At 56.7% G+C, this 23,651-nt stretch carries 25 protein-coding genes; 16 read left to right on the top strand and 9 right to left on the bottom strand.

What is annotated here, in order from left to right; genetic code table 11:
* Positions 1-44 precede the first annotated feature (44 nt).
* Positions 45-611, bottom strand: coding sequence for a cyclic nucleotide-binding domain-containing protein (locus VIN96_RS09115; RefSeq protein WP_331895612.1), 567 nt, complete (start codon positions 609-611; stop codon positions 45-47).
* 241 nt (positions 612-852) lie between these two features.
* On the opposite strand from VIN96_RS09115, the gene VIN96_RS09110 reads away from it, so the two are divergent.
* Positions 853-1,590, top strand: a complete 738-nt coding sequence (locus tag VIN96_RS09110; RefSeq protein WP_331895610.1) for a Crp/Fnr family transcriptional regulator — start codon at positions 853-855, stop codon at positions 1,588-1,590.
* A gap of 13 nt (positions 1,591-1,603) precedes the next feature.
* On the opposite strand, the gene VIN96_RS09105 is transcribed toward VIN96_RS09110, so the two are convergent.
* The gene (locus tag VIN96_RS09105; protein ID WP_331895608.1) at positions 1,604-2,185 is read right to left on the bottom strand and encodes a hemerythrin domain-containing protein; all 582 of its coding nucleotides are present in this window, start codon (positions 2,183-2,185) and stop codon (positions 1,604-1,606) included.
* Between the two features lie 435 nt (positions 2,186-2,620).
* On the opposite strand from VIN96_RS09105, the gene VIN96_RS09100 reads away from it, so the two are divergent.
* The 5 genes from VIN96_RS09100 (at position 2,621) to VIN96_RS09080 (ending at position 8,204) form a co-directional block, all read left to right on the top strand.
* Positions 2,621-3,163, top strand: coding sequence for a cytochrome C oxidase subunit II (locus VIN96_RS09100; protein ID WP_331895606.1), 543 nt, complete (start codon positions 2,621-2,623; stop codon positions 3,161-3,163).
* Positions 3,164-3,173: 10 nt separating this feature from the next.
* A complete protein-coding gene (locus tag VIN96_RS09095; protein ID WP_331895604.1) occupies positions 3,174-4,865 on the top strand; it encodes a cbb3-type cytochrome c oxidase subunit I in 1,692 nt (563 codons plus the stop codon).
* A gap of 137 nt (positions 4,866-5,002) precedes the next feature.
* Positions 5,003-5,902 (top strand): SCO family protein, encoded by a 900-nt coding sequence (locus tag VIN96_RS09090; protein ID WP_331895603.1) that lies wholly within the window; start codon positions 5,003-5,005, stop codon positions 5,900-5,902.
* 141 nt (positions 5,903-6,043) lie between these two features.
* Positions 6,044-7,480 carry a hydrogenase iron-sulfur subunit gene (locus VIN96_RS09085; RefSeq protein WP_331895602.1) on the top strand — a complete coding sequence of 479 codons (1,437 nt, stop codon included), beginning with the start codon at positions 6,044-6,046 and terminating at the stop codon, positions 7,478-7,480.
* A complete protein-coding gene (locus VIN96_RS09080; protein WP_331895601.1) occupies positions 7,473-8,204 on the top strand; it encodes a hypothetical protein in 732 nt (243 codons plus the stop codon). Before VIN96_RS09085 ends, VIN96_RS09080 begins: the two co-directional genes overlap by 8 nt.
* 2 nt (positions 8,205-8,206) lie before the next feature.
* Here the strand turns inward: VIN96_RS09080 and VIN96_RS09075 are convergent, their stop codons facing one another.
* The 6 genes from VIN96_RS09075 to VIN96_RS09050 all read right to left on the bottom strand — a co-directional run bounded on the left by VIN96_RS09075 (position 8,207) and on the right by VIN96_RS09050 (position 13,502).
* Positions 8,207-8,608, bottom strand: a complete 402-nt coding sequence (locus VIN96_RS09075) for a bacteriohemerythrin (RefSeq protein WP_331895600.1) — start codon at positions 8,606-8,608, stop codon at positions 8,207-8,209.
* Between the two features lie 446 nt (positions 8,609-9,054).
* The gene (locus VIN96_RS09070; RefSeq protein WP_331895599.1) at positions 9,055-9,495 is read right to left on the bottom strand and encodes a cupredoxin domain-containing protein; all 441 of its coding nucleotides are present in this window, start codon (positions 9,493-9,495) and stop codon (positions 9,055-9,057) included.
* A gap of 5 nt (positions 9,496-9,500) precedes the next feature.
* Positions 9,501-10,172, bottom strand: coding sequence for a c-type cytochrome (locus VIN96_RS09065; RefSeq protein ID WP_331895597.1), 672 nt, complete (start codon positions 10,170-10,172; stop codon positions 9,501-9,503).
* 32 nt (positions 10,173-10,204) lie between these two features.
* The gene (locus tag VIN96_RS09060) at positions 10,205-11,080 is read right to left on the bottom strand and encodes a c-type cytochrome domain-containing protein (protein ID WP_331895596.1); all 876 of its coding nucleotides are present in this window, start codon (positions 11,078-11,080) and stop codon (positions 10,205-10,207) included.
* Between the two features lie 48 nt (positions 11,081-11,128).
* The gene (locus tag VIN96_RS09055; protein ID WP_331895595.1) at positions 11,129-11,779 is read right to left on the bottom strand and encodes a NapC/NirT family cytochrome c; all 651 of its coding nucleotides are present in this window, start codon (positions 11,777-11,779) and stop codon (positions 11,129-11,131) included.
* A 115-nt stretch (positions 11,780-11,894) separates the two neighbouring features.
* On the bottom strand, positions 11,895-13,502 hold the full coding sequence (locus VIN96_RS09050) for a cytochrome D1 domain-containing protein (protein WP_331895593.1): 1,608 nt from the start codon (positions 13,500-13,502) through the stop codon (positions 11,895-11,897).
* Positions 13,503-13,918: 416 nt separating this feature from the next.
* On the opposite strand from VIN96_RS09050, the gene cobA reads away from it, so the two are divergent.
* The 10 genes from cobA (at position 13,919) to VIN96_RS09000 (ending at position 22,403) form a co-directional block, all read left to right on the top strand.
* On the top strand, positions 13,919-14,719 hold the full coding sequence (gene cobA, locus VIN96_RS09045) for a uroporphyrinogen-III C-methyltransferase (RefSeq protein WP_331895591.1): 801 nt from the start codon (positions 13,919-13,921) through the stop codon (positions 14,717-14,719).
* Entirely contained in the window at positions 14,673-15,044 is a 372-nt protein-coding gene (locus VIN96_RS09040; protein WP_331895589.1) for a cytochrome c, read from the top strand. The genes cobA and VIN96_RS09040 overlap by 47 nt, the downstream gene beginning before the upstream one ends.
* Entirely contained in the window at positions 15,041-16,204 is a 1,164-nt protein-coding gene (locus VIN96_RS09035) for a cytochrome D1 domain-containing protein (RefSeq protein ID WP_331895587.1), read from the top strand. The genes VIN96_RS09040 and VIN96_RS09035 overlap by 4 nt, the downstream gene beginning before the upstream one ends.
* Positions 16,205-16,220: 16 nt before the next feature.
* Positions 16,221-16,670: an Lrp/AsnC family transcriptional regulator gene (locus VIN96_RS09030; RefSeq protein WP_331895585.1), complete on the top strand. Its 450-nt coding sequence runs from the start codon at positions 16,221-16,223 to the stop codon at positions 16,668-16,670.
* Entirely contained in the window at positions 16,667-17,185 is a 519-nt protein-coding gene (locus VIN96_RS09025) for an AsnC family protein (protein WP_331895584.1), read from the top strand. Before VIN96_RS09030 ends, VIN96_RS09025 begins: the two co-directional genes overlap by 4 nt.
* On the top strand, positions 17,160-17,630 hold the full coding sequence (locus tag VIN96_RS09020; protein ID WP_331895583.1) for an Lrp/AsnC family transcriptional regulator: 471 nt from the start codon (positions 17,160-17,162) through the stop codon (positions 17,628-17,630). The genes VIN96_RS09025 and VIN96_RS09020 overlap by 26 nt, the downstream gene beginning before the upstream one ends.
* Positions 17,627-18,118, top strand: a complete 492-nt coding sequence (locus tag VIN96_RS09015) for an Lrp/AsnC family transcriptional regulator (protein ID WP_331895582.1) — start codon at positions 17,627-17,629, stop codon at positions 18,116-18,118. The genes VIN96_RS09020 and VIN96_RS09015 overlap by 4 nt, the downstream gene beginning before the upstream one ends.
* A gap of 12 nt (positions 18,119-18,130) precedes the next feature.
* Positions 18,131-19,336 (top strand): heme d1 biosynthesis radical SAM protein NirJ, encoded by a 1,206-nt coding sequence (gene nirJ, locus VIN96_RS09010; protein ID WP_331895581.1) that lies wholly within the window; start codon positions 18,131-18,133, stop codon positions 19,334-19,336.
* Positions 19,336-20,898 (top strand): cytochrome D1 domain-containing protein, encoded by a 1,563-nt coding sequence (locus tag VIN96_RS09005; protein ID WP_331895580.1) that lies wholly within the window; start codon positions 19,336-19,338, stop codon positions 20,896-20,898. The genes nirJ and VIN96_RS09005 overlap by 1 nt, the downstream gene beginning before the upstream one ends.
* Positions 20,899-20,984: 86 nt before the next feature.
* Entirely contained in the window at positions 20,985-22,403 is a 1,419-nt protein-coding gene (locus VIN96_RS09000; RefSeq protein WP_331895579.1) for a mannose-1-phosphate guanylyltransferase/mannose-6-phosphate isomerase, read from the top strand.
* Between the two features lie 3 nt (positions 22,404-22,406).
* Here the strand turns inward: VIN96_RS09000 and VIN96_RS08995 are convergent, their stop codons facing one another.
* On the bottom strand, positions 22,407-23,648 hold the full coding sequence (locus VIN96_RS08995) for an O-antigen ligase family protein (RefSeq protein WP_331895578.1): 1,242 nt from the start codon (positions 23,646-23,648) through the stop codon (positions 22,407-22,409).
* Between the last annotated feature and the right edge of the window lie 3 nt (positions 23,649-23,651).

Here is a 23,651-nt window from a genome sequence, read left to right as displayed (position 1 = left end):
CCCGACATGGGGGCTTTTTTGCCGTTAGATCTTTTGGTTCGCACTCACGCAGTTTTGGCGCGTTCCACAAGTGAATTGCACAGCATGCGGAAAAACGGCTCTTGCAGGGCCAGCTTGGTTTGCGTGTCGGGATTGGCCATGAGAATTTCCAAGATCCTCTGGTTACGTCGACCTTCTTCGACATCAACTTGCGCGCCTTCGGTTTTGTCGCGGATGTAATCGACCAGGAATTCTATGATGGTGCGCATTTCCAAATCGACGCTGTCCATCATGCGCCGCATGGCCAAGCGCGACAGCGCGACGCAGACGGTCTCTTCGGTGGCGGTGGCGGTGGCGATTCGCTCCATATCCGAAATCACCGCCATTTCGCCGATGATCTGGCCGGGGCCGATGGTGCCCAGTTCGCGCGACGGTGATTGGGCGATGCTGACCTTGCCCGATTTGATCACGTAAGCTTCGGACCCACGTTCGCCTTCGCGAAAGATCACCTCACCAGTTTCGAACAGGCGAAACTTTGCCAAGTGATCCGGTGTCGAGCTGTCTTCACCGGATTTCCCCTTATTTTGAGGCAGCGCGTTGTCTATGCCGACTTCAAAACCATCGTTCGCCATTAATGCAGCCTTTCCCAGTCCGATATATTAGGTGTGGACAGTTATCAGGGTAGTGTACTGGTGCCGACTAGCGAGAAGAAAGGGAAATTTATTTATTATTATCAATTAATTATATGTCAAATTCGGTGTTGGCATTCTTGGAACTCGTCTTTTACAGGCGAATGGTGTAGGTTTTTGCAGGGAAGTATTTTCAACTGTCTTTGGACGGGCTGGAAGGCTGTGGGCAATGGGGACCTTGGATATGGGGCAAATGACGAAGGACGTGGACGACTTTGAACTGCGCACCGGCATCACGCGCGAAGACATCCGCCGGTTAGGTCAGGTGCATTTGTTTTCGGGATTGGTGCCTGACGATTTACGCAAGTTGCTGGCGACCAGTTCCATCCGACGTTATCCCGATCACACGACATTGTTTATGGAAGGCGATCCTGCGGATCGTTTTTTTGTCGTTATGGATGGTTGGGTCAAGTTGTACCGTCTTAGCGAAAACGGTCAGGAAGTGGTTATTTCGGTGAGCTCGCCGGGTGAAAGTTTTGCCGAGGCGGCGATCTTCGACAGCAGCATTTTTCCCGTCAGCGCCGTGGCGATCACGGATGTACGCCTTTTGGTGATCAGCGCGGAAAGCCTCATGCGCCAGCTGAGCGAAAACATGAATTTCACCTTCAACATGTTGGCGTCGATGTCGCGCCAGATGCGGCGCAATGTCACCAAGTTGCATCAGATGTGTTCGATGTCGTCCACTGAACGCCTGGCGGATTTCCTCATCGGCTTATCGCATTCTCATAATGGCACTACGCGCATCACGCTGCCGTTAGACAAGTCGCTGATTGCGGCGCGTCTGGGCATGCAGCCGGAAACTTTTTCGCGCGCGTTGGCGAAACTCAAAGGTGTCGGCGTGCAGAGTGTCGGTCACGACATTATGATCAAGGATTTGGATGCCTTGCGCGCGATGGTCAGCAGTGGCCCACTCAGCTGCTGAGATACGCTCACGTTCAGTCGAATGGCGGTAACGTGATGCCGCGCCGGGCGGCCATGCTTTTGGCCATCTTGCGCTGGTCATCGTCCGTAAGCCTAAGACGCGCCAGTTCCAGCACCACGTTGTTTTCCCAATTCAAATGCGACAGATGAATTTCCGAGAGCATTTCGGCCGAGGTGCGAAACCTGTAGAGGTCGGGCAACGGTTTGGCGTGCGCGATCTGCTCGAGACCTGCGATGACGTCGTTCGCCAATTCACGGTCACGGGTATGTTCAGAACCCAATAAACGCAAAGTGTCGTCGAATTTGTCTTCGGGTTTTGCGCGTTTCTTCAGCAAAGGAAACAAGTCGCGTTCTTCGTCTTCGATATGGCGCGCAAGATCGTGCTGCAGGCACGCGAGGATCATTTCCGCTGCTTCGATGGCGATGTCGGTGGACAAGTCCATTTTTGTTAGCGATTTGAGCGCACTACACATGTCGCGCTGGCGGCAATGATCGGCGAAAATGTACTCGATCGGCTCCAACAATAAATTGTCGGGAATACGTTCGATCTGCACGCCGAAGATTTCAGGCGGCGGATGATCGGCTTTGGCCTGCATGCATTACCCCCCATGTTCATAACGGCAATTGCGGCGTTTTTTTATGCTCGCAAGTCGATTGGGGCGATTGTGCTCCGGTTCGATGGGAACCGCATTGACGGGCGTCAATCACAGGCATTTGACCTTGGTCAAGGAATGGAAATCGGTTCTCTGGCGCAATTGTCCGTGAATTTGGGGAGTCCTACGTGGGTCGATCATCAGCCACACCTGAATTCAGTCCATGGTGATCGCTGATTGGGAGGAACTTGTATGTCAGATCATGACAGTACACATGCGGGGGATGGTGAGAGCATCCCGTTTATGCAGAAGTTATTGGATTCCACATTCATCCTTCTGTTTCTCGGCGTCGCATTGCCGACGGTTATTTACATCATCTGGGGCGTGATGGAGATCGTATCCATTCCCGTCGCACCGTAAGAGGGGGGGACTGGATAAATGGGTATTACACCTCCAAAGTCTCGGATCTGGTGGAACGAGCCGGTTGAGAAATCGGAAGTTCTATGGATCTTCATCGCGTTGCTTTGGGCGCTGGTGATGTTTTTCATGATGCCGTATTGGCACATCAACGGCGAACAGAACCTTTCCAACGAAGCGTATAAAATTCGTCCAGAAGTTTATGCGCAACGCACCGAAGAAATGGCCGCCAAATATAAAGTCCGCGAAGAGGGCGATACCGGCGTTCCGGTGGTCCATCCGCCTGCAGGCAGCGACGTCTATATGTTGGCGCGGTTGTGGGAATGGTGGCCGGTTCTGGAATTGGAGAAAGGGCAGTCCTATCGCCTGCACCTGTCTTCAGTCGATTGGCTGCACGGTTTTTCGCTTCAGCCTGAAAACATCAACATTCAGGTTCATCCTGGATACGACATGGTGCTGACGGTGACGCCGACCAGCTCCGGCGAATTCAGTGTTGTCTGTAACGAATTTTGCGGCATTGGCCATCACACGATGGTCGGCAAAATTCACGTAGTCGATAAGTGAGGAACGTGTCATGGCTGAATTTAGAACTTGCCCGGACACCGGGTTCGCAATCGATCTAGCGGCAGACAAGCTGATCAAGTGGAATGCGGTTACGGCCGTTGTGTTTCTGCTGGTCGGCGGCTTGTTCGGCATTCTGGTCGCGCTGACGCGCTGGCCCGCCGTCCACCTGCTGGATCCCGATTTGTTTTATCTTGCTCTCACCGCGCACGGACTGGACGTCTTGCTGGTGTGGATCATCTTCTTTGAAATGGCGTTGCTGTATTTTACATCGTCCATTTTGCTCAAGACGCGTTTGGCGCTCCCTTGGGTCGGTTGGCTTCAATACATTTTGATGCTGGTCGGCGCGGCGATCACCAACGTCGCCGTTCTGCAAGGCGAAAGCAGCGTGATGTTCACGTCGTACGTCCCGATGATGGCGGCGCCGCACTTCTACCTCGGCATCATTTTGTTTGCCGTGGGTGCGCTGCTGGGGTGCTTGGTGTTTTTCGCCACGCTGTATATCGCCAAGCGTGACAAGACCTATGAGGGCTCGATCCCGTTGGTGACCTTCGGCGCCATGACGGCGGCGATCATCGCGGTGTTCACCATCTTGGCGGGCGCGGTGATTTTGGTTCCGACCATGTTCTGGTCCATGGGCTTCATCGCCAACATCGACACCTTGATGTATCGCGTCATCTGGTGGGGTATGGGACACTCGTCGCAGCAGATCAACGTGGCGGCACAAATCTCGTGCTGGTACGCGATCGCGGCGATCTTGTTCAACGCTCAACCGTTGTCGGAAAAGGTCAGCCGTACGGCGTTCCTGTTCTACATTCTGTTCCTGCAACTGGCTTCGGCTCACCACATTCTGGTTGATCCGGGCATGAGCTCAGAATGGAAGATCTTCAATACGTCCTACGCTCTGTATCTCGCCGTTTTGGGTTCCATGTTGCATGGCCTTACGGTTCCGGGCGCGGTCGAAGCCGCACAACGCAAAAAAGGCTTCAACCGGGGTATGTTCGAGTGGCTGCGCAAAGCGCCGTGGGGTAATCCGGTGTTCTCCGGGTTTGCTTTGTCGGTGGTGATGTTCGGCTTCTTGGGCGGCATCACGGGCGTGATGATGGGCACCGAACAGCTCAACATCATCGTGCACAACACCATGTACGTTCCAGGCCACTTCCACGGCACCGTCGTGGTCGGTACGACCTTGGCGTTCATGGCGCTGAGCTACTGGCTGGTGCCGGTGTTGTGGCAAAAGGAACTGGTGTTCCCGGGTCTCGCCAAATGGCAGCCGTATATTTTCGGTATCGGCATGGGTTTGGCTTCGACCTTCATGATGGGCGCGGGCACGCTGGGCGTTCCCCGTCGTCACTGGGACATCTCGTTTGCTGATGCCATGATGGTCCACGAGTTCCCAGAATCGGCCTATCTGATGATGGGGCTGGCAGGCATCTCCGGTGTGATCGGCGGTGTCGGTGGGGGTATCTTCATCCTCAACATGGTCGGCACGTTGCTGTGGGGTAAAGCCAAGGTACCGGCGCCCGCGGCTGCGGAAACGTCGACGCCGGAACCGGCCATCAGCGGTGCTGCAACCGAATACGGCAGCGCCGGAACCATGGAGGTTCCCGGAACCTTCGTGCTGGCGCTGGTGTTCCTGACAGCTTTCGTCCTCTACTACTTCGTCAACTGGAAATACTTGGCGAGTGTGTGGGGACTGAGCTAACCGCAAGCACTCTTTCGAGGGTGCTCCGGGGGGGCGGATGCTACGATGCCCACAGAATGGCATCCGCCCCTTTCTTACCGGGCCTGTGTGTCCTTGGCCTTTTCGTCTTGTGGGTAGGCTCTTGTGGGTGAAGCCTGATGATCGAAACAAACATGACCCTGTTGCGTAGAGTTTGCACGATGTTCGCCACGACGCTCATGATGGCGGGCGTGGCGGCGTCGTTCGAGGCGCACGCCCAGCCGACGTTATCCAACGCCGAGCCGGGCGCATTGGATGAAAAGAAAGCGCTGGCCATTTCGCAAGCAGCGATTGGACGAGAGGTCGGCGATTACAGTTTTCGTGACACCGCTGGCCATCGGGTCAAACTGTCGGATTTTCGCGGTAAACCGTTGGTGATTTCGCTGATCTATTCCAGTTGTGCGGATGTCTGTCCGGTGATCACCTCAACCTTGGAAAGCGTCGATGAAACCGCGCGCGATGCGTTGGGTGACGATAGCTACAATATCGTCACCATCGGCTTCGACATTGCCGAAGACAACCCCGTGCGGATGAAAAGTTTCGCCGCCAAGTACGGCGTGCCGATCAGCGACCACTGGCGCTTTTTGAGCGGCGACTTGATGTCCGTCACCGGGCTTAGCGAGGATTTGGGTTTTCAGTTTTTCGAATCGCCAAAAGGATTCGATCATCTGACCCAGACCACCATCTTGGATAAGAACGGCGTGGTCTACAGACAGATTTATGGCGAAAGCTTCGAAACCCCGCATTTCGTCGAACCTTTGAAAAACTTAACCTTCGGCACCGAGACGCCGTTCGCCAGCCTTGGCGACCTGGTTAACAAAGTACGGCTGTTTTGCACCATCTACGATCCGGTTGCTGATCAGTACCGCTTCGAATATGCGATATTCTTCCGTCTGATCGTGGGCGGCACCATCATCCTTTCGATGATTGCATTTTTGCTCAATTGGGTGTGGCAAGACCGCAAACGAAAGCGTCGCCTGCTCACGCATGGGCGTGCGAATATTCGTCCCAGTCTTTGAAAAAAGCATCCCCGAAAAACCATAAAATAGAAGAAGACCCTGGCCGTGAACGCTCTCACCTCGATCCGTATTTTTATCCAAAATTTCTTTTTGCGAGCTGAAAAGGGATTTGACCAGGCTTTCGGGCCCGAGTGGAACCCCATGCGTCAGTTGGGCACGTTAGCGTTTTACCTGTTCTTCGTCGCGGCCATCACCGGCATCGTGTTGTACGTGTTTTTTGAAACCTCGGTGAACGGTGCGTATGAATCGGTTGAATACCTGACCAACGATCAGTGGTGGTTCGGCGGCGTCATGCGCAGCCTGCATCGTTATTCGTCTGATGGCATGGTGTTGACGATGGCGCTGCATCTGGTGCGTGAATGGTCGTTCGATCGCTATCGCGGGGTTCGCTGGTATGCGTGGTTCACCGGCGTGCCGGTGATTTGGCTTTTGTATGTGTCGGGCCTGTCTGGCTACTGGCTGGTATGGGACGAACTGGCGCAGTACGTCGCCATCGGTTCGATGGAATGGATTGACTGGTTGGGCATTTTCGGGAAACCCGTCGCCAGTAACTTCTTGGCCGAAGGATCGCTCACCGATCGGTTCTTCACGCTGCTGGTGTTTATGCACATTTTCGCACCGCTGTTTTTGCTGTTCATGATGTGGATCCACGTGATCCGCGTCACCCAGCCGAAGATCAACCCGCCGCGCGGTCTGGCCATCGGCACGACCGTGGCGCTGACGGTTCTGTCCCTCGTTCAGCCTGCCATCAGTCACGCCAAAGCGAACTTGGACGTGATACCGACCGATTTGGCGCTCGATTGGTTTTACATGGCCTTTTATCCGCTGTTCGACATTTGGGGGCCTGCGGTGTTGTGGGGGCTGGCCATCGGCGGTTCGTTGTTTCTGGCGATCATGCCGTGGTTGCCGCCGATGAAGTTGCCCAAGGCCGCCGTGGTGACCTTGGATATGTGCAACGGCTGTAAGCGCTGTTACGAAGACTGTCCTTATGGCGCGATCACCATGGTGCCGCGTACCGACGGCTTGCCCTACGAGCAACAGGCCGTGGTCGAACCGTCTATGTGTACGCGTTGCGGAATTTGTGTCGGCGCGTGCCCGACCTCGACGCCGTTTCGCGCCGAGGATGAACTTATCACCGGCATTGACCTTGTGAATTTGCCGTTGAAGGCGATGCGCAAATCGGTCGATGAAGCGTTGCAAAATGCCAGCGATGGCATCGTTCTGGTCGGATGCGATCATGGCCAAAAGGTCGATGGCATCAAAGGTACGGCAGCGGTGGTGCTGCCGTGCGTATCGCATATGCCGCCGTCGTTCATTGATTACATGATCAGCCAAGGCGCCAAAGGGGTGTTGATCGCCGGTTGTCCCGATTGCGGCTGCCGATTCCGCTATGGGGTGCAGTGGATGCAAGACCGTTTGGAAGGGCGGCGTGATCCGTATTTGAGAAAACGCGTCCCGCGTGAGCGTATCCGCACCTTGTGGGCATCGCCGCTGGATGTTGAGTTGCTGCACGACACTGTGGCCGAGTTCAAGGCTGACCTTGACGCGCTGCCGGGTGGGGAGAGCGCTGATGTTTGATTTCTTCGATGGCGAAAATGCGGTGTGGTTCTATGCGGTGCCGTTCGCGGTGTTCGCTCCGATCTACTTTTCATTCGTTTGGCACATCGGCGTCAAAAACCTCTTTCGCGTCGATGAGGAAAAACGCGAGCGTAAACGTCTTCAACGCGAGCATCTGGAGCGCATCAACAAGCGCCGCGAAGCCAAGGCCGGCACCCGCCAGCGCGAAGCCCACGCCGCCACCATGCCGTCTAAGTACTGGATCGCCCAAGCGGCGGTTTATGGATTGTTCATGGCGGTGGTCGGGGTGTTTTCGGCGTATCCCACGTACAGCTACTTGGGTGCAGGGGAAGCGCAGATTAAGCTCAATTTGAGTCATCCAGGCCAGCGTGTCGAGGCCTGCGTCAAACGCACCAAGGAAGAGCTGGCGGCCTTGCCGCCGAACATGCGTGCGAAGATGAAATGCTCGCGCGAACGCTCAGCGGTTCTGCTTGAATTGGAAATGGACGGCGAGCTGCTTTTCAAGGGTGAAGCGAAAGCCACGGGGCTGCGTAGCGATGGCGCGTCGAGTTTTTACAAAAAGTTTTTCATCGCGGCGGGAACCCACCGGATGACCGTACGCATGAACGACGGTGATCCGAGCAAACCCTACACCCACGAACAGAGCGCAATCGTCGACGTGAAGCCGACGCAAAACCTGATCGTCGGCTTTCACGAAAACGACCACGTTTTCTACTTCAAATAAGTTCAGTGTTCCAAAAAGGTATGGAAGCTACGGTCCAAGGTGCGGAAGTGCTCTGAGAACCAGGTGTCGAGACGCGCGCCCAGGGTGTCGGAGATGTCTTTGGGATCGGCGTTGAGCGTGTCATCCATGATGTCGCGGATGTCTTCGAGCAGGCGGTCGTGATCTTCCTTGTGGGCATGATAGCCGGTGTAGCCCCTGTCGAGCATGATCTTTTCTTCCAATGCGAAGTGCGCTTCGATCTGGGCATGGATTTTACCGAGCAGAGCCGTGACTTCGGCATGTTTGATCATGTCGCCCGTTATCACGTCTCCCAAGGCGTTGATTTCGCCGATCAATGTTTCGTGTTCGTGATCGACAGACGGTATGCCGACCTTCATGGTGTCATCCCATTTGATTAAAGCCACGCTCAGGGGTCTCCTCGGATGAATGCGTATTCGGGGTATGGGAAAGAGTGTATCGGTTTGCGTCCAAATGCGGATTGATTTTGATCAAGGACGCAGCGGCGACAATCGTTCAAATTGTCATCGTGAAGTTTCCCACTTGTTTCACCTTGTTGACAAGATGAGGAATCGGGCTCGGCTGCTGTTATAAATGGCGGCTAGCTAAATCTGGATGACGAGGGAACGGCTCGTTATTCAAATGGTCACAGTGAAATTGCCGCTCATGACGATGAGCCGCAAACATCTGCGCCATCGGGACGGAGGGTGCGAAATCAAATCTCTCCCCTCCCTCCGTCCCTCTTCGCGGACATATACAGAAACGTAATCTGCGGGTAACGCAAAGAGAGCGCGACTTTGGTTGTCGCAGTGTTCGTTGTGACTTTCAGGTTAGTGACGATGGAGGGGGGAGCCTAAGGCATCACCTCAATGACGCCCTTCATGCCGTTTTGTTCCCAATGTGGTCCGCACAGATAGGGATAGCGACCGAGTTCGGTAAAAGTTTCTTCCCAAAACTCGACCGGGAACAGACGCGTGCTTTCTTCTTTTCCGGCCTCTTTGAACCAAACGCTGTGGCTGGTGCGCTTGTCGACGTTGACGAAGCGTACTGTGGTGCCTTTCACGACCGTCAATTGGGGCGGGCAGAAGGTGTATTTGTGCATCAAAACATGAACGGTGCCGGGCGCAGCAGGGGGAAGGGCTTCGTCAGCAGGCAAATCTTTAAAGGCTTCGAACCGCTCTTGGGCGGCGGCGCATATGGCAGCCTGCTCGGCTTCGTCAGCGGCAAAAGCCGCCCCCGCGAAGGCGGGGACGGCCATGCCGACGAGGAAAGAAATAACACGCCAGGCGGCCACAGCGTTTACTCCTGCGGCAGGGTCTTGGTGTAGCTCCACACATCCACCGACACGTCGAGCGGCAGTGCCGAAAGCGCAGGCATACTGTCGCCGGGTTTGGAGAAGCGGATGCGGTGCAACGAGCGGTCCGGCAGTTTGTTCACCACCGCGCCGACCGGCGGCATGTCGGTAATTTTCTTGCCATCATTGCCGTGACACGCGGCGCAAATGGTTTCGAAGTAGCCTTGGCCCTTCTTCACGTCGCCGGACAGCTTAGAGATATCCACGGCGCCTTTGGACACGAACATCGCCAACGATTGGAAATCTTCGTCGGTGAACATATCCGATGTGTAGTTGTGCTTGGCGTCCTTGATGATGGCGATAATTTCATCGGCGGATTTCCCGCTCGCGCCGAGGATACCGCCGATTCCTAAGTCGCCAGCGTAATTGAAGCCATGACAGGCCGAGCAACGCCATGTCTTTTTGCCCGTTTGGCCGGCATCGGCCGGCATGGATACGTGGGTTCCGGTCTGTATGTCGCCGGTGGTGATCTGGTAGTACCAGTCGTAGAGTTGGCCACCGCGCACCATCATGCCTTCCGGGGTCAGTGCCTGAGCCTGAGATGAATACGCCACCAAACCAGCCATGACGGTGAGCCCGGTAAGTGCGCCTTTCACAAGTGTTACGTTGATTTTCATGACGTATCCCTCCTCCTAGGAATTGGATAATTTTAATTGCATGGTGCGCCTTGTTCAATCCAACGCATCAGCAAAAGCGTATTGGGGTGATCTTGGGGTGATCCCGGGTCAATGCCGGGGGGCATGCGGTTCATAGTCAGGCGTTGGTAGAGCGGGCTGGCCTCGGCGTCACCTGGCACCACGATCGGTAATCCGGGCAGGCCTTCCTTCTTTCGGGTGCGCGAAAACGCCCCGGTCATGATGGCATCGAAACTGGTGAGGTTGACCTCGTTGAAGCTTGGCGGGTCGCGAAACGATTTGTGGCAATCGATGCAGGCGGTGTCGGATCCGAATGCGGTTGGTTCCGACAACAGCGGCAGGACCTTGGTGGCGAAGCTTTCGTCATTGTGCGCGCCGGCGTCGATCCACGATTTCACGGCGGTGATGCTGTCCGAGTCCACCGAGGCGAAGAACGGCACCCCCAAAGGCATGCGATTGTCGCGAATGCGCTTGGCCAGAAAACTTTGGCTTGGGTCGCCCGGATGCACGATGACGCGGGCCGGTTCCTCCGTTGCGCCGCGCAAAATACCCTCGCAACTAGACAAGTCCAAACCGCGATAGCTTTTGCTTTGCTCGTTGGAACTGTGACACACCACGCACGCCGGGCCTTCGCCAAAGGCGTTGGGCGTGCGCATCAGCGTGGCGATGTAGTCGTAGGGAATGGGAATGTCGCGCTGCAAGATCAGCGCTTCGACCACCGCATTGTCGCCATGGATGTTGAGCTTGCCCAGCTTCATATCCAGATACATCTGGTGGGTGACGCTGGCTGGATCCTGGGCCTGGATGGCGGACGGCGACATACTGAACGCAACCAGTGCGCCCAGCGCCGCGCGAAGTATGAGTCCTCGGCCAAGTTGCGATATGCGCATGGGGCGATCTCTCCTCATTTTCTTCAAGCTTGTCGCCTTACCATAGCATTATTCTTCTTCGAGAAACTTATCCATCGACTTTGTGGTTTTCGGTGCGGCTTCCACCTGAGCGGGGCGCGGCGCATCGTCTTCTTCCTGCATCATGGCCTCGGCAGGCAGCGAATGGGCGATGCCCTTGTGGCATTCGATACAGGTCTTCTTTTCCTTAAACGCCACTTGCATCTTTTCCTTGGAGCGCGGACGCTGTTTTTCCCAGTGCATCGCGCCGTAGGAATGGCAGTTGCGGCATTCGTGTGAATCGTTGGCTTCCATGGAGGCCCAGACATTCTTGGCCAGCTCGAATCGTTTGGCTTCGAATTTTTCGGGCGTGTCGATGGTGCCTAGGACTTTGTGCAGCAATTCGTTGGATGCTTTGATCTTACGCACGACCTTGGGCAGCCACTCTTTGGGCACGTGACAGTCGGAACAGATGGCGCGCACACCCGATGGGTTGCTGTAGTGAACGCTTTTTTTGTATTCCTGATAAACCTTCTGCTCCATCTCGTGACACGAGACGCAGAATTCCAGGGTATTGGTGTATTCCATGAAGGTGTTGAAACCACCCCAGAAAACAATGCCCGCAAACCCACCGGCGATCAGGATGGCGCCCAGGCTAAAACGCGAGGTAGGCGACCAAAATACTTTCCATAAGCCGTGCATAACCATCTAAGCCCCATATGGTGAAGAAACTTAATGTGCTGATTTGTGTTTCATTTGAGTAGAGGAATGTAGGGGGAAAAAGGACAACGCCTTCTTCCCCCTCACTCATATGGCCTTAGGTGTTATGATGTACGCGATTGTACACATTGAACTTGCCTGTCGGCGTCTCGAGGCCCTTGATCACAGCCTTCTTCTCGAGGGTTGTGGAATCGTAGACGACGATGTGACCATCCAGCCAAGTCTTCTTGCCGCCGCGAACCCAAACGGAAACCCAAACTTCGGAACCGTCTTGGTTGAATTCGCTGTGCACGGCCACGGACTTTTCGATGTCCGTCACACGGATGGTTTTGACGACCTTGCCGGTCTTCTTGTCGATGACCTTGATGGACTGTTGAACATCAGGATCGGGATGCAAGGTCTGATCGGCGAAGACGTACGGCGAGTTCGGGTGCGTGCGAATGAACAGCCCCGGCCCGTCGGTTGCCGTCTTGTAGCAGATCTTCCAGGCGTTGTCGGGATGGCCCTTGGGATCGTTGCCCCAAACGGTGACCTTGCCTTCGCCCAAGTGAACCGTGCCGCCCACCGGGCCGCATTTCGGATCGACCCAGTTCGCGCCCGGTCCCGGGTGCGGCTTGGTGCCGGTTTCGATCGAAGCGACGAATTTACGAGATTCGGAATCCATCACTTCCATACGGTTCGACGCGTTTGCAGCGATTTGGAAATACTTCTGGGTCGGATCGAAGAAGCCATCGTGCAGGAACTTGTGAGAGTTGATCTGCTCGATGCGCAGGTTGTCGAGATCGGAATAATCGACCTGCCAAAGCTGGCCGAGTTCCTTAACCGCGACGATCCACGTCGGTGCGTTGGGCGTATTGTAAACGGCCGCAACGCGGGCTTCGTTGACGTATTCGCCATCCACGTTGATGCCGCGGGTGGAAACCACTTTCAGCGGCTCCATGGTCACGGCGTCGAGGATCACGAAGTGCGGCGGCCAATACCCGCCACCGATCACGTATTTGTCTTTCCATTCCCCGTAGTGGGAAACGGCGACGTCACGGGCATCGGATGCGATCTGTGTTTCGGCAACCACCTGCGGCGGGTCCATCCACAAATCGATTTTGGTCATTTTTCCGTCGCGACCTTGGGTGTACCAGAAACGCCCATCGGACGATTCCTTGGTCACGTGCACCGCATAGCCGGTGTTGACCTTGGTGACGATTTCCTTGGTATCGCCGTCGATGATGCCCATTTTGCCGGCATCGCGCAAAATAACCACGAAGAAGTTCTGCCAATTACGCCCGTGCATGGGTTTGGTTGGGTATTCTTCGGGCTTGATGTACACTTTCCAGCGTTTTTTCATCTCGGCCAAAGACATTTCAGCCGGCGGCGGAACATCCATTTGGATGTAGGTGGCCAACTTCGCGATCTCTTCTTTGCTGAAGGTATCGTCAAAATTGTTCATACCGCCTTCGGTGCCGAGCGTGATGATCTTCTCAAGCCGCTTCTGCCCGAGTTTTTTGGTGTTTTCCGGTTCGAGGTTTTTGCCCGTAGCACCCTTGCGAAGGACACCGTGGCAACCAGCACAACGCTGGAAATACAAAACCTTAGCTTCCTCGAAATCCTTCTCGGAGAGTGTCGGCTCCGCAGCCAAGGCTCCCCCCGAACCCAACAGGACTGCGCCTGCCGCCATACTTATGGCTGAAAGGGACAATGCCAACTTCATTGATTTACCCCTGTCCAAATTGAGACGGCCCACACGAAATTACGCCCCAAAGTGTGTTTCCCTCCGAATCGAGAGCTGATTTATCTATGCTCACGACACGCAACGCTCGGCAAATTCCGTGCGCTGGCGTCATTATCGGGTGCTTGGCGGATCGGCCACCTTGACGAGTGTCAAATCCACACGAAAAAAAAGGGTAAAATTCTAATATTCGTTTCAAGAGCCGAAATTCGGAATTCGGTGCAGATATAATGAGTGCCCGCGATAAGCAGTAAACGGCCATTTTCCATTTCGGCCGCGATTATTGACTGGCGTCAATAATGGGCGCGTAATCTTGTGCCATATTTTGACTGTGCCGCAGAGCTGGGGCACGTGTGATGGGGAGCAACGCCGGGCGTTGTCAGGACGGAGCCGAGACCGTGGGCAAAACAAGCAGTTGTGTGTATTTGGTCGGAGCGGGGCCAGGGGATCCCGAATTGTTGACGCGCAAGGCCTACCGGGTCTTGCAGAACGCCGATGCGGTGGTCTACGACCGGTTGGTGTCTCAAGAAATCGTCGATATCGTGCCGCCAGGTTGTACGCGAATTTTTGTCGGCAAGGCCTCGGGCAATCACACCCTTCCGCAAGATGAAATCAATGAACTTTTGGTTAAATTGGCGCGCACCAACCATTCGGTGGTGCGCCTAAAGGGCGGTGATCCTTACATTTTCGGGCGCGGCAGCGAAGAAGCGATGCATTTGTCGCGTCACCAAGTGTGTTTTGAAATTATTCCGGGCATCACGGCCGCCGCAGGGATCAGTGCCTCGACCGGTATTCCGTTGACCCATCGTGGTCTCGCCACCGGGGTGAGGTTCGTCACCGGCCACGGCAAAGGCGATGAAGAATTGGATCTCGACTGGCGTTCGCTGGCCGATGGATCGACCACCTTGGTCATTTACATGGGACTTGCCAAATTGCCGGAGTTGAGCCGCCGCTTGATCGCGGCGGGCTTGTCCCCCGACACCCCGGCCGCCGCCGTGGCCAACGGCACCACCGCGAAGCAGCGCCAGTGCGTTTCGACACTGGAGCAACTGCCCCTCGCGCTCAAGGACATCGATTTTACGCCGCCGGTGCTGTGCCTGATCGGGCGCGTGGTGTCGCTTGCGCATGAACTCAACTGGCAGGGATTGACCTATGAAAACCTGGGGCTTGAAACCCTGGACGCCAAGGTCAGCGCTTAAACGCGCGGTCTTCGCCGTTCCGCTTGTGTGTGTGGGCTCATTGAGCGCGGCGTCGGTCGCGAGCGACATCTCAACGGCCCGCCAAGCCGAGCTTATGTATGTGTTGGAGCAAGACTGTGGCTCATGCCACGGCCTGACGCTGAAAGGCGGGCTGGGGCCCGCGCTGTTGCCGGACCGACTGTCCGACCGTCATGTGGACGACTTGGCGGCGATCATCTTGGATGGCGTGCCGGGCACGCCGATGCCGCCGTGGCGTCCGTTGCTGGAACCTCAAGAAGCCACGTGGTTGGCGCATGTTTTGAAATCAGGAGCGCGTGTTAAATGAAATTGTGGGCGCATTTAACAGCCGGAATGCTGGTCGCGATGGCGACGGTGATTTCGGCGCAAGCGGGTGAACTGCGCGGTACCGGTGACATGGGGGTGGTGATCGAACGCGCCAGCGGCTCGCTGTTGGTGGTGGAAAACACCGCGCGCAGCCAGTTGGCACGTGTCGAGGGTTTAGGCGATCTCAGTCACGCTTCGGTGGTGTATTCGCGCGATGCCAGATACGCTTTCGTGTTCGGTCGTGACGGCGGGTTGAGCAAGGTCGATATCCTCACCGCCAAGGTGGTGAAACGTGTTATTCAAGGCGGCAACTCCATCGGCGGAGCGATCTCGCAAGATGGCCGTTTGGTCGCGGTGTCGAATTACGAACCCGGTGGGGTTAAGGTATTCGACGCGCAAACGCTGGATTTGGTTGCCGACATTCCCACCGGTTCGAAAACCGTCGGCTTGGTCGATGCGCCGGGCAACCGCTTCGTTTTTTCGCTGTACGATGCGGGCGAGATTTGGGTCGCGGATATGGGCGACCCAGCGACGCCCAAGATCACCAAATTTCCCGACGTAGGTTCGCAACCTTATGACGCGCTGGTGACGCCGGACGGACGCTATTACATCGCCGGTCTGTTCGGCGAAGACGGCATGGTTCTGGTGGACCTGTGGAACGTCGACAAGGGCCCACGGCGCATTCTCGACGGGTATGGCCGCGGTGAAGAAAAACTGCCGGTCTACAAGATGCCCCATCTCGAAGGTTGGGCGATTGCCGGCGACAAGGCGTTCGTGCCCGCCGTCGGGCGTCATGAAGTTCTGGTGGTGGATACGAACACCTGGAAAGAGGTCGGGCGCATTCCCGCTCACGGTCAGCCGGTGTTCGTGATGGCCCAACCCGACGGCCGCCAGGTGTGGGTGAATTTCGCCTTTCCCCTCAACGACACCATTCAGGTGATCGACACCCAGTCACAGCAGATCATCCAAACGTTGACCCCCGGCAAGGGCGTGTTGCACATGGAGTTCACCCCGCGTGGTGAAGAGGTGTGGATGAGCGTGCGCGATCTGGACGTCATCAAGGTCCTCGACACCGCCAGCTTCGCGCAGAAAGTTGAGCTTCCCGCAGCCAAGCCCAGCGGCATTTTCTTCACATGGCGCGCCGGGCGGATCGGCCTGTAGGTAGGGGGGGAGTGTTATGAACGACGCCGACAAACGCCTGCTTGACGATTTCCAACGGGATTTCCCGTTGGTGGCGCGCCCCTATGCGGAAATCGGCAAGCACTTGGGCATGAGCGAGGATGACGTCATTCAAGCCTATGCGAACCTGATGGACCAGAAATACATCAGTCGTATCGGGGCCGTGGTTGCGCCCAACCGTGTCGGCGCCAGCACCTTGGCGGCGATGAGCGTGCCGCAAGACCGCTTGGAGGAGGTCGCTGAACTGGTATCGTCATTTGATGAGGTGAACCACAACTACGAGCGCGAACACGACATCAATTTGTGGTTCGTGGTCGCGGCCGACAACGTCATGCGCGTCGGCGCGGTGCTAGACCGGATCGAAGCGCAGACCGACATATCGGTGATGAGCTTGCCCATCATCGAAGACTATCACCTCGATCTTGGGTTCAAGTTGGAATGGTCATGATGGACGTCAGCAGCGAAGACCTAGCCTTGATCGAAATTATCTGCGGTGGCTTGCCGCTGGCGGCGCGGCCCTATCAGGTTTTGGGCGAACGCATCGGCATGTCGGAAGACGAGGTCATTCGGCGGTTGCAAAATCTCATCGACGGCGGCGTGATCCGGCGCTTCGGCGTGATCGTCCAACATCGCCGTTTGGGCTATACCGCCAACGGCATGTCGGTGTGGAACGTACCCGACCAGCGGGTGCGCGAGATCGGGCAGGCGATGGGGCGTCTTCCTTATGTCACGCTGTGTTACAGCCGTCCGCGTCATCTTCCGGACTGGCCTTACAACCTGTTCGCAATGGTGCATGGTGCAGCACGTGAAAAGGTGTTGGAACAAGTGGGCGAAATCGCCGAGCGTCTGGAGTTGAAAAACGTTCAACACGACGTGTTGTTCAGCCGCCGCCAGTTCAAGCAATGCGGCGCGCGCTACGGCTGCAAGGGGAAGGTCGATGACGAACCCTGCACGCTCAATTGATCTCGACGCGACGGATCGCCAAATCATCAATGCCTTGCAAGGCGGGCTACCCATTTGCGAACACCCGTACGCGGTGGCGGCAACCGAGCTTGGCCTTCAAGAAGATGAGTTGATCGAGCGGCTGCAGGCATTGCTCGAAAGCGGTGCGCTGAGCCGCTTCGGCCCGATGTATCATGCCGAACGTCTGGGCGGTGGGTTGACCTTGGCGGCGATGCAGCTGCCCGATGATGATTTCGAGCGCGTCAACGCCATCGTCAACAGCTTTCCCGAGGTCGCGCACAATTACGCCCGCGATCACGATTTCAACATGTGGTTCGTACTCGCCACCGAAACGCCCGAACGCATCGGCGAGACCCTGGCTGAGATCGAAGCCGCGACCGGGCACAAGGTCTACGACATGCCTAAGTCGCAAGAGTTCTATATCGGATTGAGGTTGGAGCTATGAGCAGCCCGGCACCTATCGACGACATCGATCGCGCCATCATTCGCGCCACCCAAGACGGCTTGCCGCTGGTCCGTGCGCCTTATGCGGCAGTGGGCGAGGTTGTGGGGATTAGCGCCGATGAGGTTGTGACGCGCATGACGCGGATGCTGGAAAGCGGCGTGATCCGTCGCATCGGCGCGGTGCCCAATCACTACGCCCTGGGATTTCGCGGCAACGGGATGACGGTGTGGGACGTGGATGACGCGCATGCGCTGGATCTCGGGCGCCTCGTCGGCGAGCTTGATTTTGTCAGCCATGCTTACTTGCGCCCGCGTCATTTGCCGGGGTGGCCCTATAACCTGTTCGCCATGGCGCACGGTCGCGACCGCGCCGAAGTCGAAGCCAAAGCCGACACCATCCGCACCCTGTTGGGTCCGCATTGTCGCGGTGGGGAGATATTGTTTTCCACCCGCATCTTGAAAAAAACCGGCCTCCGATTGGTGGCGTGAGGGAGAGCGGGCATGTTTCGCATCACCAAGTTTTTGCACGAGATCGAAAACCCCACCCCAGCCGGGCCGCGCCGCAACCCGCCCGGACCGGTGGTGATCTGGAACCTGACCCGGCGCTGTAACCTAACCTGCAAACATTGTTACGCTTTGGCCGTGGACAAGGAATTTCCCGGTGAGCTGAGCACCGAAGAAGCGTTCAGCGTTCTCGACGATCTCAAATCGTTTCGCGTGCCCGCGTTGATTTTGTCGGGTGGCGAGCCTTTGTTGCGCACCGACATTCACACCATCGCGGCGCGTGCGAAAGAGATGGGTTTTTACACCGCGCTATCGACCAACGGCACGCTGATCGGCGACGACGATATTCAAGCCATCGAAGACATCGGCTACGATTACATCGGCATTTCCATCGATGGCCTGCGCGAAACCCATGACCGGTTTCGCCGTCTGGAAGGGGCGTTCGATGCGTCGATGCACGCCGTGCGCCTGTGCGTTGAACGCAGGCTTAAGGTCGGGCTGCGTTTCACCATGACCCAAGACAATGCCCATGAACTCGACGACGTTATGGACCTGCTGGAGCGCGAAGGAATCGAGCGGTTTTATTTCTCGCACTTGAATTATGCCGGGCGCGGCAATCACAACCGTCGCGACGACGCCTTTTTCAACATGACCCGCGAGGCGATGGAGAAACTGTTCGCAAGGTGCTGGGGCTACATGCAGTCGGGTCAGGAAAAGGAATTCGTCACCGGCAATAATGATGCAGACGGGGTGTTCATGCTCAAATGGGTCGAGCGTAATTTTCCCGAACACGCTGGGCACATGCGGGCCAAGTTGGTGCAATGGGGCGGTAATGCGTCGGGCGTCAATGTCGCCAACATCGACAACATCGGCGACGTGCACCCCGACACCATGTGGTGGCACCACACCTTGGGCAACGTCAAGGAGCGCCCGTTTTCGGAAATTTGGTCGGATCTTTCCGATCCGTTGATGGCGGGCCTCAAAGCATCGCCGCGCGCGGTCAAAGGGCGATGCGCGTTGTGTCGGCAGTTCGACATTTGCGGCGGCAACACCCGGGTGCGCGCAGAACAGATCACCGGCGATCCGTGGGCGGAAGACCCCGGCTGTTATATCGACGACGATGAACTGGGCATTGATGCGAACGGGGCCGAGCGTGTTGCCGTGACGACTTTTTCAAAAACCAAAGCGATGGAGCAGGTGTGATGACCAAGAAGAAGTGGGCGCTTCTTGCACTGGTGACGGCGGGTGTGATGAGTGGCGTTCCTGCCGCAGCGGAAGATACCGAAAGCCTGTTTAAAACCCATTGCAGCGAATGTCATGGCCTCAATCGCCTGGGGGGCATCGGTCCGGCCTTGCTGCCCGAAAACCTCAGCCGCTTGCGCAAGAAAAGCGCCGTCCAGGTCATCAAGTCTGGCCGTCCCGCGACGCAGATGCAGGGCTTTGGCGAAGTCTTGAACGATGAGCAGATTGCCGCGCTTGCCGATTTTATTTATCAGCCACCTGCGGCGCCGCCGACCTGGACCATGGCCGATATTTCTGCCAGTCACATCATCCACACACCGCTTTCCGCGTTGCCGGACAAACCGTTGCACAAAGCCGATCCGCTGAACCTGTTCACGGTGGTGGAAACAGGTGATCATCATGTGACCATTTTGGATGGCGACGCGTTCGAGCCCCTGTGGCGGTTCCCTTCGCGTTATGCACTTCATGGCGGGGCCAAGTATTCGCCGGACGGGCGGTTCATGTATTTGGGTTCGCGTGACGGCTGGGTCAGCAAGTACGACCTGCACAGTTTTCAAATCGTCGCGGAAATTCGCGCCGGCATCAACATGCGTAACATTGCGGTTTCCGCGGATGGGCGGTATGTGATGGCGGCGAATTATCTGCCCCATACACTGACGCTGCTCAACGCTTCGGACTTGAGTCCAATCAAAAGCTTCGATGTGTTGGGCAAGGACGGCACCTCGTCACGGGTCAGCGCCGTCTACACCGCACCCCCGCGCAACAGCTTCGTGGTGGCGCTCAAGGACATCCCGGAAATTTGGGAAATCGAATATTCAGATAACCCGCGCCCCGTCGCCAAAGGGATGGTGCACAATTGGACACCAGGTCAGGAAGAAGGCGACTTCGACTACGGACCTTTTCCGGTAAGGCGCATCGTTCTGAACGATTATCTCGACGATTTCTTTTTCGACCAAAGTTATGAGCACGTGGTCGGCGCGGCGCGCGACGGAAAGTCAGGCCAGGTGGTGAACTTGGACGTGAGCCGCAAGATCGCAACCATCGATCTCGCGGGCATGCCGCATTTGGGTTCCGGCATCACCTTCGAATACCAAGGCCGCCCGGTTCTAGCCACCCCGCACTTGAAGGGCGGCACGGTCAGCGTTATCGACATGCAAAGCTGGAAGACCATCAAGAAAATCGAAACCCTGGGGCCGGGATTTTTCATGCGTAGCCACGACAACACCCCTTACGCCTGGGTCGATGTGTTTTTTGGCCCCGACAAGGATGCTTTGCATGTTATCGACAAGCGCACCTTGGATATCGTCAAAACCATCCGTCCGGAACCGGGCAAAACCGGCGCGCATGTTGAATTCGACCGCGACGGCAAACATGCCCTAGTCAGTGTGTGGGAAATGGACGGAGCATTGGTGGTGTACGACGCCGCGACGCTCGAAGAGGTCAAACGCATTCCGATGAAAAAGCCGGTGGGCAAATACAACGTTTACAACAAAATCACCTATTCGGCGGGTACCAGCCACTGATTTCCCGGCTGCGGGATTTTTCGGTTTGAAAGCGTTAACCCCTATGGCTTATGTTGGCGCAGACGTTCACCGGGATATCATCGCTTATGGCCTCCATCGTACCTGTCATTCTTTCCGGCGGTTCCGGCACACGGCTGTGGCCGATGTCGCGGACCCTGTACCCCAAGCAGCTGCAGTCGCTCTATTCCGAGCGCTCAATGCTGGTGGAAACGGCGGGACGTGTATCGGGGGATGATTTTGCCGCGCCCATCGTGATCTGCAACGCCGAGCACCGCTTCGTTATTGCCGAACAACTGCACGAAGCCGGCCTCGGTCCGCATTCCATCGTGTTGGAGCCGGTGGGCCGCAACACCGCCCCGGCGGCGGCGGTGGCGGCGTTGATGCTTGTCCAGGATGATCCCGATGCTTTGATGCTGTTGATGCCGTCCGATCACCTGATCACCAAGCCCGAGGCCTTCTTGACGGCCTGTGCCCAAGCCCGGTCCGCCGCGGCGACGGGTGCGCTGGTGACGTTCGGCATTATTCCCAACGCACCGGAAACGGGCTTCGGCTATATCCATCAAGGCCAGCCGTTCACCGATGTGGACGGATGCTTTCGGATCGACCGCTTCGTCGAAAAGCCCGACAAGCCAACTGCGGAGGGCTACCTCGCGGACGGCGGGTATTTCTGGAACAGCGGGATTTTCCTGTTCAAGGCCAGCGACTTTTTGACCGAATTGACACGCACCCACCCCGACATGGTCGAAGGGTGCCGTCGGTCGATCGAGGATGGCCAGCGGGATATGGACTTTTTCCGTCTCCACGAAGAACGGTTTCGCGACATCAAGGGAGATTCCATCGACTATGCCGTGATGGAAAAAACCGCTAATGCCGTGGTGGTTCCGGTGGATATGGGCTGGGACGACGTCGGTTCTTGGTCGGCGCTGTGGAGCGTCGGTGAAAAAGACGAACAGGGCAACATCTTGCTCGGCGATGTGATCGCGCATGACGTCAATGGCTCGTATGTGCGCAGTTCGGGCCAGTTGGTGGCGACCATCGGTCTCAGCGACACCATCGTCGTGACCACCGACGACGTGGTGCTGATCGCCGACAAAAGCCGCGCCCAAGACGTCAAGGACGTGGTCGCCGTTTTGGAAAGCGAAGGCCGCACCGAACATCAAATCCACAAGCGTGTCTACCGTCCGTGGGGGTGGTACCAATGTATGGACGCCGCCAACCATTTTCAGGTCAAGCAGTTGATGATTCACCCGGGCGGCGTGCTTAGCCTGCAAAGCCACCAACATCGTTCCGAGCATTGGGTGGTGGTGTCCGGCAGCGCCAGCGTGGTGCGCGGCGATGAAACCATCACCTTGGGCGTCAACGAGTCCACCTACATTCCGGCTGGTACGAAGCACCGTTTGGAAAACAAGGGTGATGCGCCGCTGTTCATCATCGAGGTGCAAACAGGCAGCTACCTGGGTGAAGACGATATCGAGCGGTTCGAAGACCTCTACGGGCGCAGCTGATTTTTAAGTTTTCGGCTCGCGCCAAGCCGCGACGAGGGCGAACAAGACGAAGTATGTCAGCAACCACCACGTCGACCAGATCGAAAAATTGAACAGCGCCGAGGTCCAAAATCCGGTGCTCAACGCCAATAAGGTGAGATTGACGGCCGGGCTTTGATTGGCCAACGTCGCGCGCGCCAACCTCACGGCCAAAATCAGCAGCGTTGCGACAAATACCGACAATCCAATCCAGCCCGTTTCGGCGAGGATTTCCATGGTCCAGTTGTGCGGATGGGACGGAATGTACGATTGCCCCATGCCGCGGATGTTGATGTCCGCGCCGGGCAACAGGTTGATGGTGTCGATGCCGTGGCCGAACCATGGCGCCTGCATGGCGTGTTCGAACGTGAACTGCCAAATCATTTGGCGATGAGGGTCGACAAGCCAAGTGGGCAAGTAGGTGGATTTGGTTTGTAACCAAGATGGTCCGAAGATTTGCAGCCATGCAAACATCCCCGCGACCACGATCGGCGCGCCGATCAGCATCGGCAATCGGGTACGTTTGTCGCGGATGCCCAAAACCAGGGCGCAGACCAGAATCATCGCCATCAACCCGGCGATGGAGGCGCGGTTGGAGGTTTGGAAAATGACGATCACCGCCAAAGCCGTTGCAATCAATCCAGCAGCAATCCATCGGCCGCCAAGGCGCCGCCCACCCCATACAAGAACGGGCACCAGACACATCGCCGTTGCGCCGAACGATTTGAGCACCAACTCTGGACGGGGGATCACATCGCCAAGGCCACGCAAGATATTCACGAAACCGGGCCAGATCAGCAAGCTGATCGCAGCCGCGCCTAGGGTCGCGCAGCTGATGGTCATAAACGCTTTCAGACTGAGTGCACGTTCTTTTTCGTTGTCGTTCAACAGGGCCCAGATCACACCCGCACCGGCAATAAATGCAAAGCTACGGGCCCAGGCCTTGAAGGAACTGGCGGGATCAACCGAATGTAAAAGCCCCGGAAGCCATGAGGTTGCTGTCAATAGCAAAGCCAGCCCGAATATGTTGCGACCAGCGTTCATTGCGTGGGCATATGTGCCGGTACGGACATAAGCGAGGCCCAAGGCCATCAGGAGTGCAATGGCCAAGTCCGCTTGCATCACCGCGCGACCGAACATCATCAACGGCACACCGGCCCCGATGAAGACAGCGGCGAACAAGCCTAAGGTCGCCGCGCGCATCGTCGGTTGGTTCGCCAAGGTCATCGT

Origin of the sequence: Magnetovibrio sp., assembly GCF_036568125.1 — a bacterium.
Lineage (GTDB): Bacteria > Pseudomonadota > Alphaproteobacteria > Rhodospirillales > Magnetovibrionaceae > Magnetovibrio.
This window is presented reverse-complemented; position numbering and strand designations above follow the sequence as displayed.

What these genes read in the sequence shown, in the direction of transcription:
- VIN96_RS09115 (WP_331895612.1), bottom strand. Translation starts at nt 611, where the DNA reads ATGGCGAACGATGGTTTTGAAGTCGGCATAGACAACGCGCTGCCTCAA.
- VIN96_RS09110 (WP_331895610.1), top strand. Translation starts at nt 853, where the DNA reads ATGGGGCAAATGACGAAGGACGTGGACGACTTTGAACTGCGCACCGGC.
- VIN96_RS09105 (WP_331895608.1), bottom strand. Translation starts at nt 2,185, where the DNA reads ATGCAGGCCAAAGCCGATCATCCGCCGCCTGAAATCTTCGGCGTGCAG.
- VIN96_RS09100 (WP_331895606.1), top strand. Translation starts at nt 2,621, where the DNA reads ATGGGTATTACACCTCCAAAGTCTCGGATCTGGTGGAACGAGCCGGTT.
- VIN96_RS09095 (WP_331895604.1), top strand. Translation starts at nt 3,174, where the DNA reads ATGGCTGAATTTAGAACTTGCCCGGACACCGGGTTCGCAATCGATCTA.
- VIN96_RS09090 (WP_331895603.1), top strand. Translation starts at nt 5,003, where the DNA reads ATGATCGAAACAAACATGACCCTGTTGCGTAGAGTTTGCACGATGTTC.
- VIN96_RS09085 (WP_331895602.1), top strand. Translation starts at nt 6,044, where the DNA reads ATGCGTCAGTTGGGCACGTTAGCGTTTTACCTGTTCTTCGTCGCGGCC.
- VIN96_RS09080 (WP_331895601.1), top strand. Translation starts at nt 7,473, where the DNA reads ATGTTTGATTTCTTCGATGGCGAAAATGCGGTGTGGTTCTATGCGGTG.
- VIN96_RS09065 (WP_331895597.1), bottom strand. Translation starts at nt 10,172, where the DNA reads ATGAAAATCAACGTAACACTTGTGAAAGGCGCACTTACCGGGCTCACC.
- VIN96_RS09060 (WP_331895596.1), bottom strand. Translation starts at nt 11,080, where the DNA reads ATGCGCATATCGCAACTTGGCCGAGGACTCATACTTCGCGCGGCGCTG.
- VIN96_RS09055 (WP_331895595.1), bottom strand. Translation starts at nt 11,779, where the DNA reads ATGCACGGCTTATGGAAAGTATTTTGGTCGCCTACCTCGCGTTTTAGC.
- VIN96_RS09050 (WP_331895593.1), bottom strand. Translation starts at nt 13,502, where the DNA reads ATGAAGTTGGCATTGTCCCTTTCAGCCATAAGTATGGCGGCAGGCGCA.
- VIN96_RS09040 (WP_331895589.1), top strand. Translation starts at nt 14,673, where the DNA reads ATGAAAACCTGGGGCTTGAAACCCTGGACGCCAAGGTCAGCGCTTAAA.
- VIN96_RS09035 (WP_331895587.1), top strand. Translation starts at nt 15,041, where the DNA reads ATGAAATTGTGGGCGCATTTAACAGCCGGAATGCTGGTCGCGATGGCG.
- VIN96_RS09030 (WP_331895585.1), top strand. Translation starts at nt 16,221, where the DNA reads ATGAACGACGCCGACAAACGCCTGCTTGACGATTTCCAACGGGATTTC.
- VIN96_RS09025 (WP_331895584.1), top strand. Translation starts at nt 16,667, where the DNA reads ATGATGGACGTCAGCAGCGAAGACCTAGCCTTGATCGAAATTATCTGC.
- VIN96_RS09020 (WP_331895583.1), top strand. Translation starts at nt 17,160, where the DNA reads ATGACGAACCCTGCACGCTCAATTGATCTCGACGCGACGGATCGCCAA.
- VIN96_RS09015 (WP_331895582.1), top strand. Translation starts at nt 17,627, where the DNA reads ATGAGCAGCCCGGCACCTATCGACGACATCGATCGCGCCATCATTCGC.
- nirJ (WP_331895581.1), top strand. Translation starts at nt 18,131, where the DNA reads ATGTTTCGCATCACCAAGTTTTTGCACGAGATCGAAAACCCCACCCCA.
- VIN96_RS09005 (WP_331895580.1), top strand. Translation starts at nt 19,336, where the DNA reads ATGACCAAGAAGAAGTGGGCGCTTCTTGCACTGGTGACGGCGGGTGTG.
- VIN96_RS09000 (WP_331895579.1), top strand. Translation starts at nt 20,985, where the DNA reads ATGGCCTCCATCGTACCTGTCATTCTTTCCGGCGGTTCCGGCACACGG.
- VIN96_RS08995 (WP_331895578.1), bottom strand. Translation starts at nt 23,648, where the DNA reads ATGACCTTGGCGAACCAACCGACGATGCGCGCGGCGACCTTAGGCTTG.